The organism is Aminobacter anthyllidis (assembly GCF_018555685.1).
Taxonomy (GTDB): Bacteria; Pseudomonadota; Alphaproteobacteria; order Rhizobiales; family Rhizobiaceae; genus Aminobacter; species Aminobacter anthyllidis.
Window position 1 is genome coordinate 183,087 of record NZ_JAFLWW010000012.1, and the last position, 14,778, is coordinate 197,864.

General features: G+C 57.7%; 13 protein-coding genes. 2 read left to right on the forward strand and 11 right to left on the reverse strand.

Going from position 1 to position 14,778, the window contains the following annotated elements:
* The first annotated feature begins 353 nt into the window (after positions 1 to 353).
* Positions 354 to 2,894, forward strand: a complete 2,541-nt coding sequence (locus J1C56_RS29115; protein ID WP_214393423.1) for a two-component system VirA-like sensor kinase — start codon at positions 354 to 356, stop codon at positions 2,892 to 2,894.
* Positions 2,895 to 3,016: 122 nt separating this feature from the next.
* Here the strand turns inward: J1C56_RS29115 and virB11 are convergent, their stop codons facing one another.
* Genes virB11 through J1C56_RS29170 form a run of 11 tightly spaced genes read right to left on the reverse strand, consistent with a single transcriptional unit; the run spans position 3,017 to position 12,440 of the window.
* A complete protein-coding gene (virB11, locus tag J1C56_RS29120) occupies positions 3,017 to 4,057 on the reverse strand; it encodes a P-type DNA transfer ATPase VirB11 (protein ID WP_027056317.1) in 1,041 nt (346 codons plus the stop codon).
* On the reverse strand, positions 4,041 to 5,180 hold the full coding sequence (virB10, locus tag J1C56_RS29125; protein ID WP_027056318.1) for a type IV secretion system protein VirB10: 1,140 nt from the start codon (positions 5,178 to 5,180) through the stop codon (positions 4,041 to 4,043). Before virB10 ends, virB11 begins: the two co-directional genes overlap by 17 nt.
* Positions 5,177 to 6,058: a TrbG/VirB9 family P-type conjugative transfer protein gene (locus J1C56_RS29130; RefSeq protein ID WP_006329153.1), complete on the reverse strand. Its 882-nt coding sequence runs from the start codon at positions 6,056 to 6,058 to the stop codon at positions 5,177 to 5,179. Before J1C56_RS29130 ends, virB10 begins: the two co-directional genes overlap by 4 nt.
* A complete protein-coding gene (locus J1C56_RS29135) occupies positions 6,055 to 6,768 on the reverse strand; it encodes a type IV secretion system protein VirB8 (protein WP_027033433.1) in 714 nt (237 codons plus the stop codon). The genes J1C56_RS29130 and J1C56_RS29135 overlap by 4 nt, the downstream gene beginning before the upstream one ends.
* Complete coding sequence (locus J1C56_RS29140; RefSeq protein WP_080680416.1) at positions 6,765 to 6,923, reverse strand: type IV secretion system lipoprotein VirB7; 159 nt, start codon at positions 6,921 to 6,923, stop codon at positions 6,765 to 6,767. The genes J1C56_RS29135 and J1C56_RS29140 overlap by 4 nt, the downstream gene beginning before the upstream one ends.
* Positions 6,924 to 6,949: 26 nt before the next feature.
* Positions 6,950 to 7,837 (reverse strand): type IV secretion system protein, encoded by an 888-nt coding sequence (locus J1C56_RS29145; protein WP_027056320.1) that lies wholly within the window; start codon positions 7,835 to 7,837, stop codon positions 6,950 to 6,952.
* A gap of 57 nt (positions 7,838 to 7,894) precedes the next feature.
* On the reverse strand, positions 7,895 to 8,569 hold the full coding sequence (locus J1C56_RS29150; RefSeq protein WP_214393424.1) for a TrbJ/VirB5 family protein: 675 nt from the start codon (positions 8,567 to 8,569) through the stop codon (positions 7,895 to 7,897).
* Between the two features lie 13 nt (positions 8,570 to 8,582).
* Complete coding sequence (virB4, locus tag J1C56_RS29155) at positions 8,583 to 10,952, reverse strand: type IV secretion/conjugal transfer ATPase VirB4 (RefSeq protein ID WP_027033430.1); 2,370 nt, start codon at positions 10,950 to 10,952, stop codon at positions 8,583 to 8,585.
* Complete coding sequence (locus J1C56_RS29160; protein WP_006329140.1) at positions 10,952 to 11,278, reverse strand: type IV secretion system protein VirB3; 327 nt, start codon at positions 11,276 to 11,278, stop codon at positions 10,952 to 10,954. Before J1C56_RS29160 ends, virB4 begins: the two co-directional genes overlap by 1 nt.
* Entirely contained in the window at positions 11,278 to 11,643 is a 366-nt protein-coding gene (gene virB2 / locus J1C56_RS29165; protein WP_032925931.1) for a pilin major subunit VirB2, read from the reverse strand. Before virB2 ends, J1C56_RS29160 begins: the two co-directional genes overlap by 1 nt.
* 14 nt (positions 11,644 to 11,657) lie before the next feature.
* On the reverse strand, positions 11,658 to 12,440 hold the full coding sequence (locus J1C56_RS29170) for a type IV secretion system lytic transglycosylase VirB1 (RefSeq protein WP_006329137.1): 783 nt from the start codon (positions 12,438 to 12,440) through the stop codon (positions 11,658 to 11,660).
* A gap of 1,302 nt (positions 12,441 to 13,742) precedes the next feature.
* Here J1C56_RS29170 and virG point away from each other — a divergent pair.
* On the forward strand, positions 13,743 to 14,468 hold the full coding sequence (gene virG, locus J1C56_RS29175) for a two-component system response regulator VirG (RefSeq protein ID WP_027033428.1): 726 nt from the start codon (positions 13,743 to 13,745) through the stop codon (positions 14,466 to 14,468).
* Positions 14,469 to 14,778: the final 310 nt, after the last annotated feature.

Consider the following 14,778-nt stretch of genomic DNA (forward strand, 5'->3'; position numbering starts at 1 on the left):
TTCCTGCCGTTATTATGACGAGACTCAACGGTACCTTCAACATCGGCGTGGTTCGACTCGCCGCGCGAAAACAGGCAAATCTCGATTGAATCCGTCACGCGGTGTCAGCCTGGCATTGGTGCCTTCCCTTCTCAACAACTATCAAATCAGCATTCACGGATAGCCCAGTTATCGTTCTCACGTGCCGTAACGCCGTGCCTTCAGTTTCCACGTTCGCGTCGAGCTCGCGAGTGGCCAGAGTTCGGAACAGAACGTCGAAGTCTAATCGCCGCGAAATTCAACGGAGGGTCAGCGGGGCCACGGGGGCAAAGTGCGACGGTGTCTAAGCCGTCTTTATGAGGGGAGAGGTACACATGGTTTTCCTGTTCCAGCAGCATCCGGCCGCACACCGAAGCAATGAGGAGCTAGAATTCAGATCAGACTTTCGCAAGGCGCGCACCGCGCATCAAACGCCGTTTCGTTGTGAAAAAAGGCTCAGTACCGACAACGTTTTTGTCATCGCCCTGGCGGCCTCGTTTGCGCTCTTGGTCGGGATACAGAGGCAGGACCCACAGGTCGACGAGGCGGTCCTAAGTGAACTGCGAACGATTCAGATCAACTACGCATTGCTCCAGCGCGATGTCGCCCGCGCTCGAACCGACATGGTATTGGACTTCCGCCCCGTTGATTCTACCCTCCAAGCATTGCAAAGGAACGTTACAAACTTGCAACGCCTTGCCGAGATTTCGCCCGATGAGAGCTCCGGAGCGCACTCCAGCTTGCTTGCACAGCTCAAAAAGTCCGTCGAGAACACAGAGGCTGCCATCTCGGCAGCGGCTGCGCAAAATGAGCTTCTGCAAAGCTCTCTCGTACGGTTTGCTCGCTCGGTTAATCGCCTTGAGGGGGCGCCGTCCAACAGGCTTGAACTCTCCAAGTTAATCCTTCAGTTTTCGGCCAGACCGGGATTCAGCCTCGCATCACAGATCGATCGGTCTCTCAGCCGACTTCCTCCGAGCCAGGACCAAGCCACCCACGATGTTGTCCGCAACGGCCGCGCTATCCTGTCCGCGTTGTCGAGAGTGGACCGCGCAGCCGATCGGATCGCATCCTTTAACACGTTCGCCAAGGCCGCCGAACTGGAGCGCGAATATCTGAAAGACTACAGCTTGGCCAGCGCGCAAGCGCAGCGCACACGACTTTTCTTTGGCTCGGTGTCCATATGCCTCTGCTTGTTCGCGATCATTCGGGCCTTCAGGCTGCATGTGCGGACGAACCGGTTGGAAAGGCGGCTGGAGCTTGAAGAGGCAATGCGTGAGATCGAAGCTCGCTTCAACGAAAGTAAAGCAAAGAACGCGTCGCCGCGCTTTTCAACCGAAGCAGCGCTCAGACTTGTTCAACGCGCTTTCGACGCGGATCAATGCGCGCTTGCTCAGGTGGATCCGAGTCTCAGCAGGCATACCGAGTGCTTTGTGACGAACACGTGCATGCGTGTCTGGAACGTCGCGCTTCTTGATGAAGTCGTTTCACTTGTCCGCGCCGGACGGCCAGTGTTTCGCGTCGTTCCGGCGGCGGAAATGGTTCGCACCGCCCTAGACACTTCCGGTGTTTGTCAAATTGTTGCTTGCAGGGCCTCCGATCAGCAGGCTGTGGTTTGCATCCTTGTTTTTGAACGAGAGCGCTCACTCCCCTCAGCAGGCGACCTGTGGGTTCTTGCCAGTGCCATTGTGCGTTTGAGCAACCATCTTGAAATGCAACGTGTAAATGCCGAACGCGACCTTCTGGTGAGTCGATGGGAGCAGGTGGAAAGGCTGAGGACCGTCGGCACGATCGCAAGCGGCGCCACACATGAGTTCAACAATATTTTAGGCGCAATAATCGGATATTCAGAAATTGCCCAAGGTCTGGTGCGTCGCCCCTCCAGAATACGGAACCACATCGACCAAATCATCTTAGCTGGACACCGCGCCAAGCTGATCGTTGACCAGATCTTGTCACTCAGCCGAAACCGCAAGCGCGTTGCAGTGCCTTTCAACGTCTCCGAAATTGTCATGGATCTTGCGCCATTGCTGCGGGTTACAGTTCGTGCGGGTGTTCAGTTGAACTTCAAGATCAACGAGTGGCAAACGGTGGTCGAGGGCAGCCCAACCGAGATGCAGCAGATCCTCATGAATCTGTGCAAGAACGCGTCGGAGGCTGTCTTGAACGAGGGCCGCGTCGAGGTTAGCGTTTCTCGCGCCCAGGTGTGCCATACCAAGCCGCTGGCTCAGTGCACCTTGAGACCTGGAGATTACGTTCTCCTCTCCATCAGCGACGATGGCCCAGGAATCGCAAGTTCGATACTTCCGCATGTCTTTGAGCCCTTTTTTACCACGCGCTCTCTCGTCGGCGGGACCGGGCTGGGTCTTGCTGCGGTTGACAGGCACGTGAGCGCGCTCGCAGGATGCCTAGACGTCACCTCGGTTGTTGGCCGAGGTACGCGCTTTGATATCTACTTGCCAGCCTCCGAGGAGGAGCCAGTCAGCGCTGACGTCACTTTCGGCCCATACAACGGATCACGGGCCAACGTCGGAATCATTGCAGTCGTGGAGCCCGATCCAGCAGAGTTGGAGATTCACAAGGACAATATCGCCGCGCTGGGTTATGAGCCGATCGGCTTCGCGACCTTCGAAAGTCTTTGCGGCTGGATCGAGAGCGGGAAGGCAGCTGACCTGCTGATTTTGGCGAAGACGCCTTTCCTCGAGCGAGGACGGGCAGAGTCCGTATGCCCGGCCATCATGACGGTGCCTTTCATAGTCATCGGTGACATCGACCCCATGCCGGTCACATATGACAATCAGGCCTTCGTCCTTCGGCTAGCGAGACCGGTCTCGTCCAGGACGATAGAGCATGCGATTCGTATAATGATGATGGCGTGATGCCGCCGACTCGCTCATTCTATGCAAGTAATGTGAGAAGGCCTGGCAAAAGACATCGAAGCAGAACAAAACGACGCGTCGCATCACAATGGACTTATCGATCCCGAGACGTTGTGCTAGCCTTAGTGCTTGTTAAGAAGGTCGGCTACTGTCTCTCCCCGTCGCCGGGCATCGGCGGCGAGCCATACCTCTCCCACCTCGTACAGGTCACCTTGGGTGTGGAACGGCACAATGACGTCAACGGCAGCCGACAGCATGTCAAGAAGCGTTCGATCTTCCACAGCGGCTCCTTGCGGGCTGCTCTTGACGAGGGAAAAGAGCTTTTTGAAGCCCTGGACCGGATCAGCCCCATGGATCGTTGATATTGATCCCGCATGGCCGGAGACGACTTCGCTAAGGTAGGCCCATGCAGCATCATCGCGCATCTCGCCGAGCAATATTCGGTCAGGGCGCATGCGCAAGCTCGCTTGCAGCAGTTGCTCGGCTGTCACCGCACCTACGCCGGCTCGGTCCTTCGGATAGAGTAACCGGACATGGTTCTCGTGCGGGATTACAAGCTCCAGCGTGTCCTCGATACTTATCAGTCTCTCTTGCGGGGGTATAGCGTTGATCAAAGTCTTGCTCATTGTCGTTTTGCCGCTTCCAGTAGGTCCGCAAAGCAGCATCGTGAGCCGTCCCGAAACACACGCTTGCAAAAACTTCTCCAAGTCACCATCGTCGTATTGCTGAAGAATAGTTTGGTCCTGCCGCTCTTGGCGCTGTTTGCGTGACCGCCATTGATTCCAACGTGAGTATTCGTAGCGAGAAGAAACTTCCTTCAGTTCGGTCACACGACTTGAAGGACGCCGTATCGTCAGGCTTACTGTTCCTGAGGGAACAGCGGGCGGCAAACAGATCTGCAGCCGCTCTCCGTTCGGCAGCTCAGTCGCACAGAGGGGGCTTTGCGGTCCGACATCTTGCTTGCGCAGCGCTCCAGCGAGGATCGCGATGTCCTCCAGATCGTTATAACCTAGTGGTAGCGGATGTTTCGTGAAGACGCCGGCTTGTCGCACAAACGCTTCCCCAGGCCGGTTGATAGCGACCTCTTCGGTCCTCGGCTCCTCAAGCCATTTCAGAACGGGGTCGAGAAGCAAACGCAATTGAGGGTCAGCCTCCGATCGCATTGTTGTCTCTCCGGCGTTGGCGATGTTGGGGGGCTGGCGCCACGACGGTTGCCGTGAGACCGTATACATCCGAGAAATCGAGGTCGCGAGCCACAAAGATGGATACAGCATCTCCCTGGTTTTTCTTCAGGGTTGGCGGGATGTTGACCGTCGCTCTCAGTGTCGTCTCGACGGCTTGTCCGCCATTGCTCTGGAAGCTGTTGATGCCGCTTCCTCCGCCAGAGCTCGCCGCGTATTGACCGGCCGCCTGGAACGCGCCTTGAAGGACGCTCATCAGCATTGCTCCGCCAAAGCGTTCCCGGAAGTGATTATCCACCGTGCCAGGCACTCCGGAGCGGCCGAGCTCGTCAGCGCCCGGCGATGCTATCGAAACGAGGGCATGGTCAGGTGTTTCGATGCGCGTCCACAGCACGAAGACACGCGCATCCCCCTGTTCGAGACCATGCTGGATCTCGCCAATCACGGTCGTCCCACGATCCAAGAGCACGACATTGTTGGTGGCGCCGCGGACGTCTTTAGGTAAGACGCACTTCACATAACCGGGTAAATTTGTGTCGACTGCCGTTTGCAAAAGGCAAGGAATGATCGTTCCCTGAGTAATCACGAGATCAGGGTGCGGCAAAAGTGTGGCCCGGCTCGGCTCCTGTATGTCTGGCTTCAATCGGCCCGACAGATCGCCACCGATCGAAATCTCATCCGCGGTCGCGGGAGCATCCTTGTGGTCGTCTTCGCTCCGCTGAGCCACGTCGGGCTTTTGACTGCTGCTGCTGTAGGCGAAAATTGGTGACTCCTCGGGCGGCGGTTCAGCTGCCGCGGGTTGCGGCGTGGATGGCGCAGGATCTGCCGCCTGCGCCGCCTTTGCAGGTGCTGGAGGTTCAGGAGCAAGCTCAATAGGCACGGGGCGGAACGGCTCGGCGTTCGGGGAAATTGGCGGGTTTGGCTGAGATGGTTCGTCTTGTGTGCTGGGACGACTTCCGAGCCAGATGAGCGACAGAGATGAGATGAGAACAAGACCGGCGACGGCCAATTTCTGTGATCCCGAAACATGCCGGCGGGCCGGCTCCGAGACCAACGATCCGGATGCATTTACATCGTGTCCCGACTGTGGGCCGGTTTCATTCATCGGCCCGAGCCTTTCAAAACGCGCCACACGTCGGGTCTCACTGTACCGGTGCCCGGCGCTCGTCCAACAGGATCATATGCCCTGTTGAAAATCGACAATACCGTATTGCCATCTCTCAGACGCCATTCCCGGGCGACTGCGGATACTTCAACATAGTCGCCTTTGACTGTGAAGTTGGCAGCGGCTTCCTTGCCGTCGGGATTGATAATGTAGAGGGAGGGTATACGGGAATTGCTTGCGAAGCCAAATACGGTGGTAAAGCCATTGTCGAAAACCTGCAGCGGCGCTAGCGATCGATCGCCCTTTGCGACGTAGTGAAAATTGCTTTCGTCGGAACTGGCAGTTGTACCGGGCCGATTCAACAAATCCTGAACCCTCTGTTCCTGCAGCACCTTTGCCCGGGCCTGACCAAGAATCGAGCGCTTTTCTGCTGCCTGTCTCAAAGCAGCGGCCTCATCACCGGGATAGGTGAACTGCACACTGTAGTATAAGTCAGGTTGCTGCTCATCTAGTTTTGGCATCGCTCTCGTTGAAATGCTGAAGACATATCTGCGGGTACCGGACTCACTGTCGGCCAGAACGACGACCGGCTGCGGCGGCAGGATCCGGCTGGCCTTAAAGAACAGGTAGTTGGCGCGTGGGAGCGCAGCCAAGTCTTTGCTATTGGAAACGGCCACGGCTGCGACGGTCTCGTTGGCCGCGAATGTGACGACCAGCGTTGCCCCCACCGCGGTCGACAGGCGCACCACTTCGTCGGGACGGTAAGCCAAGTAGCGCATCCGCGCATCATGCTTGCCGGCAAGCGGGGTGTCTTCCGCGGAAGCCTCCAGCGTTAAGAGTAGTGAACAGGCCAGTGCGAGAAACGCTCTTTTTGTCATGGCTGCACGTCACCCAGGTTCGACACGCTATCTTCCGAGGTTTGATAGGAAGTGACGAGTAGACCTCCCGGATTGGTGAGCCTTGATTGGGCAGGCAGATCTGTCAGGCGCTCGTAGCGGATGGTTGCTGTCCAGGTGGTCACCAACGGCATCTGCCCATCGATGGAAAGGGTGCGTTTGTATCGGATCTGTTGAACGTCCGGACTGATGTCGTTTGAGGAAATATGCCCGACTTCGAGCTTGCCGAGCTTGCCGACTGTGACTTGCGGCGAGGTGGGATTCGGATAATTGAAGAAATCTTGATATTGCTGCCGCACAGCCGGTGCGCTGAAACTGGATACGAGGTCATAGCCGTATTGGGCGGAATCGGCTGTGTAGCTCTCGCGCAGGCGTACATATTCCCACAGCGAAGCATTTATGACGGCTCGCTCTTGGGTTGCCGGCAGTCGAGAGACTGACACTTCGCTGTCAACTGTTCCATCCGGGCGTACCCAGAGGAACACAGGTACGAGCTTGGCCAACGGGACCATGGCAGCGATGGTAAATGCCTGCGCAACATTTCCTAGGACCGCCGCTGCCGCAAAGGCTATGAGGGCCTTTGACAGGCGCCGCGCAGACTTCGCTCGTGAAGTTTGAAACGCTTCCACCTTCTTATAGTGGGCGGCTAGCGTTTCTCTCTCCACCAGAAGGGCATGTTCAGGAAATTTCACTTGGGCTCTTTCGCACATTCGACTTGAAGATCTTCAGGGGAGGTTTCCCATTGTCCCACGTTCAGTTGGAATGGCGAACCCGTGCAGGTCGCAAGCTTATCGGTTGTCTTGCAGGCCGCCAAAGCCAGTATTGACAAAAGTAGATAGTATTTCATGTTGAGGTACCGCGCTTGTCGATTGATTAACCACCTGCCGTTTTGGCAATGCGGCGATTGAGGCTGCTAAGAGATTGGTTCGCACCTGCCCAAGAACCGCCGGCTATGCTGCTGGCGATCGTCGGAAGCGCGACGATCAAAGCGTCACCAGCTAGGAAAAGCATATCGAGCTCGTAAAGCCCGATGATCTTGGCTGCTGTCGTACCCTTGTATTTGATCACCGCAAGCATGACTCCCAGCGCGACTGATTCGGCCGCGATAACTATCGTTGCAACGATGTTGAGGAGGACAAGCAGCAGCCCGTATGAGAGCAGTTGGCCGATCCATCTGGTAGCCATGTCTCGAGTGTGATCAAAAAGGTAGCCTACAAGAACGAGGGGGCCGATCGCCAGGAGCACCTTCGTCAGAATTCCAACGGCATCATAGATCTCGAACGCTGTCCAGAGCGAGCCGTACAAAATCCATTGCGCTCCCTGGAAGGCAAGTATGTCCTGCTGATTCATTGGCCCAATTTCGGAAGCAATCCGCTGAAAGGCACTCTGACTTGCAGCGAACATTACGTCGAGCTTCTGGGGGATGCCGATGAAGGGCAAGGTGCTTCCGCTGATCTGGTGGGCAAGCTTTGGAATCGTGTCGTCGAAGACCGATTCAATGTACAGCTGATAGTTGGCCTGCCCTAAGATGAGGGCGACGACAATCGATACCGTGACTACGCGCGAGATACCTCCGCGCGCGTCGACTTGACCGCGCATGACCAGAAAGCCTTGGATTATGATCCAGAGCGTGACGCACGCAACCAGAGGCGCACTGACCGCCTCTTGGACGTTTCCAATCACTTTGTGCAGCCCCACCGTAAAGGCCCCATGAAAGATCGCGTGTATGGCCGTGAATGGCGCAGGAATTCTGAAAACCATTGCGTGAACCTTATTTGCCCCTGATCAGCGCAGATGAGCCGGATGAACTAAGCGTCGCTACTCAAACATTCTGGCGGTGTCCTGGCGTTCGCGACGCTGCATCGCGGCCTCCTCTGCGGCGTGAAGGGTCGCTTGTGCAGTGGCCATCGTCAGCAGACTCGTGGCCTGGACATTTTGGATAATCGCATCATGAATCTGCTTGAGGACCAGACCGTTGGTGACGGTGGCCTGCACAATATTTCCCGAGCGGGAAAGCTGACCAAGAGTGTTGTCGTTGGCCTTAAGGCGCTTGTCCATTACGCCCAGAGTGTCGGCCGCAAGAGCTGCGGCATTGATGGCACCAGCGATTTGTCCCTGTAACAGTTTCGCTTCTGAATCCGTGCCGTCGACTTTCCGGTTTGGGTTGTCCGCAATTGCACGCGCTTTAATCGAAGTTGGCGCCTGACCCTCAAACATCTGCCTCTCAAGCTGATTGCCCGACGGGTAGTGATTTCCTTGGTTCAGTGAACTTAGCAGCCCCGTGACACCGAATGACGACCTTAGTATCTCCACCATTTCCATCGTGGAAGCGAGCGTCTGGGCTGACTTTATCAGGATCTGCGCAGTGGAAACCGCTGTTAAGCCCGCTTGTGTTACTACCGCCGGGTCGATGACGACAAATTGCGACCGGGCCTGTCCGCTAAGCAGAAAGGAAGCGGCAAGCGTCGTTGCTGCAAGCGTGGGAAATCTCATGAATATTCCTCCGTCAGTCTTGAATTTCGTTGTAACGAGCCATGAACTTGTCGAGCCACGCACTTGGGGCATCTCCGTGCTGGTCACGAAGCTGGTCGACAAAGCGCACGGTGTTGGCCCGCCCCGAGAGTACGGCTACATACTCGCGCATCTGGCCAAGATCGAATTCGCAAACAACACTCCCGCTCTCGCGCTTGAGCAAAAACTTGCGGCTGCCAATTGCCATTCCCTGGCGGATTGCCTCGAACTCCTGCGTGGTGCACTTCAAGCCATCGACATACGCGGCCCGGTCGGCCGTCGGTGATGGGTAGAAGATCTTGGTCATGCATTGTGCAACGAGACTGGCTCCGAGGGGCGATTCAAGCACGTGTTCAGGCTGCTGCGTTGCGAGTATCAACATGCCGTTGTTCTTGCGGACGGTGAGCAGGAACTTGTCGATAACAGCCGAGAACTGCGGGTTGAGCAGATAGAAGCGAAATTCGTCGCAGCTCATGACGAACCGACGCCCATCGACAACAGCGCCCACGCGGTGCAGAAGATATGCGGCGGCCGGCGCACAGACCTCCTCAAATTCCAGGAGCTGCGTCATGTCGAAGCCGGTAATGGAGGCATCCAGCCTGACTTCGTCCTCATCGCCGTCAAAGGCCCATCCAAGCGCATTCCCTCTACACCACCGCTGCAGCCGTGCTCCCGCGCCCTCCGAGGGGCTGTGCAGCAGGAATTCGCGCAGGCCCGCAAGTGAGCGCATGGCGGGTTCGAACGAAAGTTGACGAAGAATGCCACGTTCCAGTCGACGGCTTTCCTCCGGCGAGATCGGACCACGGCCGTCACTCTCGATGAGGGCCATCAGCCATTCGCGCAGAAAATCCAACGAGGCGGAGGTGTTGTCCAGTCCGCGCAGAGGGGCCAAGCCGCTCGGAGCGCCTCTGCGCAACGCAAGGTATGTCCCTCCCGTGGCTCGCACCAGCAGTTCACCACCCCGGTCTTTATCGAAAAAGACGATGGCGCCATTGCGATCGACCACGCTTTGCTCAAGCATCGCGAGGATAAAGGTCATCAGCGTCGTCTTGCCTTTGCCGACGGGTCCGAATATCGCCGTCATGCCGACGTCATTCTCATGGGGGATGTAGTCGAAAGACGTTCCACCGTTTGTGCGAAAGCGCGCAACAGCTTTGCCCCAGTGGCCGGAGCTGGAACCGCTGGGGAAGTTCTCAAATGAGACAAGCCCGGCAAAATTGTACGAGGTGATCGCCCCGGGGCGCGTGCGCCACCTGTTGTTCCCCGGGAGTTGGGACCAGTACGCGGCCTCCATGCCGATACCCTCTTGGACGATAACGGCGCCTGTGTCGGCCAGCCTTGCGCGCGCATTTGCTGCGCGATCTGCAAGGCTATTGAGGCTGTCGCCATAGACGCACAGGCTCAGATGATGCGAACCCATGACGAACTCGTTGCTTGCCAGTGCGTCCTCTGCCTCGGCAAGTTCATTGATCTGGGTGAGAGCCTTGTCGCCGGCGCTCGTCATCTGGCTGGATTTAAGGCTAAGCTTCGCATGAGCTTGTGGCCGAGTGAGGAAGGAAAAGCTCTGGCTCAGGACAAGCGGGAAGTTGGCGGACAGTAAGGGATTTAGCATGCCTGGCCGCGTCGTCGCCGGATATTCACGGAACGAAAACAATGATCCCACGGAGCTATCCCCGGGTCTTCGAATCTCAAGCGCCCGCTTCCCGCAGATGACCCGATCAGTGTAGATCGAGGCGCCAAGCGAGCCGGTAACCATCGGAACCGGAAGAAACCGGCAAGTCATTATCAGCCGAAGCGCCTCACCAATTTCCGTGAAGAGCACGTTGCCTTTCTCGCGAATACCCAACCGGCGCAGACCGTAACCGCCGAGTGAGCCAGCAATGATCTGCCAGAGGTCCTCCAGGCTTCGCAGTTGTGTGGCCAGATCGTTGTCATTCCGTCTGGGGGATTTGGCAATGCGCCAGCCGATCTTACCGATTGCGGTGCGGGGGGACACGACGATAGTGAGGAAGTGATCGTTGCGAAAGAGCTTGCCCGACAGCACATGGCGCTCATAGGCCTCGCTCAGACTGCCAGCAAATGCACTTTGAAACTGGCGCGATGCCGGCTCCGGCACATCGTTGTTGCGCACAAGATGAGCGTATAGCGTGACATTGTCATCCGCGATGTTGCGCAAGAGAGTGTTGAACGCGCGGCAGCGCGAATTGCGCATCTCTGCGTCTTCCAAATCAAAGGGCAGGCCGTTCACGTGTGCCATGGCCATGATCGATCCGTCTTCCAGCAGGACAACCTGATCGCTGAGATGACCGACATACGGAAGATAGATCTCGCCAGATCTCTCGGTCCGGCCACTGGCGCCAAACATTACACCATTCCTCTTCCGCGTTTCGGCACTCTGATCGGATTGACGCTGACGCTCGCGCCACCCCAGACCGGCCCGTCCACGCTTCTGCCGGCCGTCTGCAAATAGAGGAGCGCGACGCTTGCGGCGTTATAGTCACGCTCAACCACCAGCCGTGCCCCGAACCAGAGTGGCACGAGCACGATTTCATAAAGTGGGTTTTGAAGGACAATGATGACGAGACCAGCCAACATCATCAGCAATCCGGCCAGCGTCAGCGGCACCCCCAGAAACAGTGCGGGACGTGTCGCCGCCACATAGAGGGTGCTCACTTCCAACCGGTCGCTCATCAGCCACCGCCTATGAGCGCCTTGCCCAGGAAGCTGGCGCCGAACATGATGACGATCCCTCCAACGACACCCGCAACCAAGCCAAGTGAAGCACGACCGAACATCCAAGAGATGCCGATGGCCACGAGTCCGAGCACGGCCAGTGATTGTCCGAAGGGGCCTAGTATGAAGGTGCAGATATTCTGGACCATCTTGGCGGGATCCGTCCCTCCGGTCACCTGAGCCGAGGCTGGCCCGATGGAGAAGACCGTCCACGCGGCGCCTGCAGCAGCCGCCGGTACATATTCAGCCGTCGTGCGCAGCATGGAAAAAGGCGAAGGAACACGCGTTTTAAGCGCACGAAGTATTTTGAATGGCTTCATCATTGTATCTCCATGGTTCAATCGAATACGAGTTTGTTCGGGTTCGAGGGTTCCCGCTCTTCCGCAGCCTGGCTGCCTGTCGGACCGGAGGGATCGGCCCCGGAGCGGTTTGACTCATACGAGCCCCAGATGTCCCAAGAATTTTGTTTGGGCTGCTTTCCATTGGCCTGTTGGCTCTGTTGGAGCAGAGCCGGCACGGCTTTCCGACCGGATGCCTCAAGGTGTGGCGCATCTGGAGCGGTCGGCTCCAGCGTTCGCTCGAGATGACTCGCGATGTCCTTTGCGGCCGACTCGACCTTGCGTACATAACCGTTGGTGAAGCCACGCGTGACGTCGCCCGTGTTGTAGGCCGAGATGGCACGGCGAAGCGCCAGTTGCTGCGCCGGAGCAGTCGTGCCGCCGGCATACCGGCTTTCAAGCAAGTGGGCGGCGGCCGATAGCGAGGCGCAGGGCTCGAAAGCCTTTTCCGGCGTGAGATTGAGGAAGGAAAAGTTCTTGCTGTTTATCTGCATCAATCCGACATCGACAGAATGTTGTGCTTCGAGGCGGTTCTTGATGCCCCGCGTCGCTTCCAGGCGGTCTATCCAGCGAAGCTGCTCACCTGTGGTGTTGTCATGAGCCACCAGCGTTTCAAAGCCACTTTCAATTTTGGCAATCGCGGCGAGCGTGGACGGCGCAACCCAGGGAGCGCATTTGCGCGACAGGCCGTGGAATTCACGGGGCGAAAGTGGCGCGGGCTCGGCTGGGAATGACATGGATGTCAACAGGGCGATGGCCAGCGGCCAAGCTGCAATAAACATTCCTATCCCCTACCTTTCGAAGCGTCCGGACCGGTTCTGGCCCTGTCCGGCACGCGCTTATCGGGCAGGTTTGTTACTGCGTGATGTTCAAGTTCAGCTTTTTCGGTTTCAACTGAAGCAAAGAGCTTGTTCGTGTCCGGGTGCATGGGCACCTTGCGCATGCGCGGGTTGCGCGGGCGCGATCAGCCGGCACATCTCGACCATCGCGGTGGATCATTCCAGCGCGGGATTGCCCGTCCCGGCTGTCCGTTGCTCTTGCAGCGTCAACCGCGACTTGGCATGGGCGGTGATGGAATCTTGTGTCAGCGCCTGGCCGAAGGACAAAATGGGGAGCTTGGCGGGTTCATCTCAGGCTGCGGAAGCTTGGGTCGATCGAACGCGAGAACCGACTAGGGCGCCGAGCTGCCCAATGTTGCGACATGCTGCCGTTGTTGCAAGAGACAGCCATGCGCCCTGCATACTCAGGCATTGGTTGAAACCGCGAGTTCGTCCGCGAAGCTCGTCGGAGGCGCAAATACGCGGGACGAGGGTCAACTGGGAAGACGTGGCGGCGCAGCCGGCCTGGTGCGAGACCTGGTTCAGCTGTTCGGCCGCGCCGCGAACTGGTGGGTCACGCACAGTCCCATCGGCAGAAACCGCAGGCGGATTGACGCAGTCCGACAGCGCTCTCGACAAGTACAGTGACAGGCTCAAAAGGAAAGGTATTGCATTCAACCGAGAAATGTTAGCTCGCAAGGTAACCGCAACCGGACCTGCCGATCGCTCGGAACAGGATTGGCGCCGCCGGCCACCTCCCAATGACCTGCCTTGGGCAGGAGACATACCGTTGGCACAAGGTCACTATAGCGAATCACGGCCGTTCTTCGGCCAACCGCCTCTGCGATCAGTCAAACGCCGCGCTGCTCCACCGCGTCCGAGCCGCACGCACGAGCGGGAGGATTTCGAGGTGATCCAGGTCCGCAAGCGCCAGAAACGCGAAGAAGATGCAAGGACATGGCAAGCGACCGAGCGTCCGTGCCGTCGTAATCAAGTGGTGTTGGCAGGCCTGCACCAACGGCGGAGCTCGCGAATAAGCGAAGGACCACACGGCAGGGTCACACCGGCGCTTGCAGATGTGTGGTGGCCACCGGCTGCCTGGATGCGGTCAATTCGCTGTGGATGAAAAGACCAGGCCGAGCAACGGCCTCACATTGGCCGCACGCACCCGCGAGTGGTAGCAAGGGGCAGCTGTTCTGCGTCGGTGCCCCAAGGGTTGCTCGGCAACAGCTTTAGACAAGGGGATTCAAGATTGAAGGTGAGCCGTTGAAACATGTTCTTGTCATTGACGATGATGCCGCAATGCGACGCCTCATCTCCCAGTATCTCATGATGCATGCCTTGAAGGTGACCGCAGTCAACGATAGCAAGCAGTTTAACTACGTTCTATCGCATGAGCCAGTCGATCTCGTGGTTGTTGACCTCAACCTAGGCCGGGAGGATGGGCTTGCCATCGTCCGCAACTTGGCGACAAAATCGGATTTACCCATCATAGTGATCAGCGGCGACCGGCTTGATGAGGCGGAAAAAGTCGTTGCGCTGGAGCTCGGCGCAACCGATTTCATCCCCAAGCCTTTCGGGCTGCGCGAGTTCTTGGCCCGCATTCGAGTAGGGCTACGCCAGCGCATTTCCAGTCCGCGAACGAAAGATCATCGCTCATTTCGGTTCGGAGCCTGGAAGCTCAGCGTCAAGCAGCGGCGACTGATCTGTGCGGAGCGTGGCGAAGTCAAGCTTACCGCATGTGAGTTCAACCTGCTGATTGCGTTCCTGGAGAACCCCCGCAATGTCCTATCCAGAGAACGGCTTTTGCTCGCGAGCCGTGTGCGTGGAGAAGAGGTCTACGATCGAAGTATCGATGTCCTAATCTTGCGCTTGCGCCGAAAGCTGGAGGCTGATGCGGCCAATCCAAGGCTAGTCAAGACATGCCGTGGTGCAGGGTATTTCTTCAACGCTGACGTAGACGTTAGCTACGGAGGCACCTTGGCCGCGTGACAGGAGCTATTCTGGAGATTGGCTGACGAGGCTGATGAAGCGTGGCGGTGTTTTCTGGCGGCCTTTAGCTCGGCGCCTGGATGTCGGACCCAAGGCAGCATCCCGTCGATCTGGCTGGGATGGCTGTTGACGATCCTGGTGGTGAGGACGTCGGCGAGATAACCGAGTGACTCGACACCATTGGTAAGCGATGCGCCAAGGCACCTTTCCCGAAATCGTCTTGATGGTTAGATCGATCGTTGGTCCGCGCGGCGGCGCCGATCACTTCGGATCGTCATAGCGGGTGACGTAGTGGAGTTCGCGCAGGGCG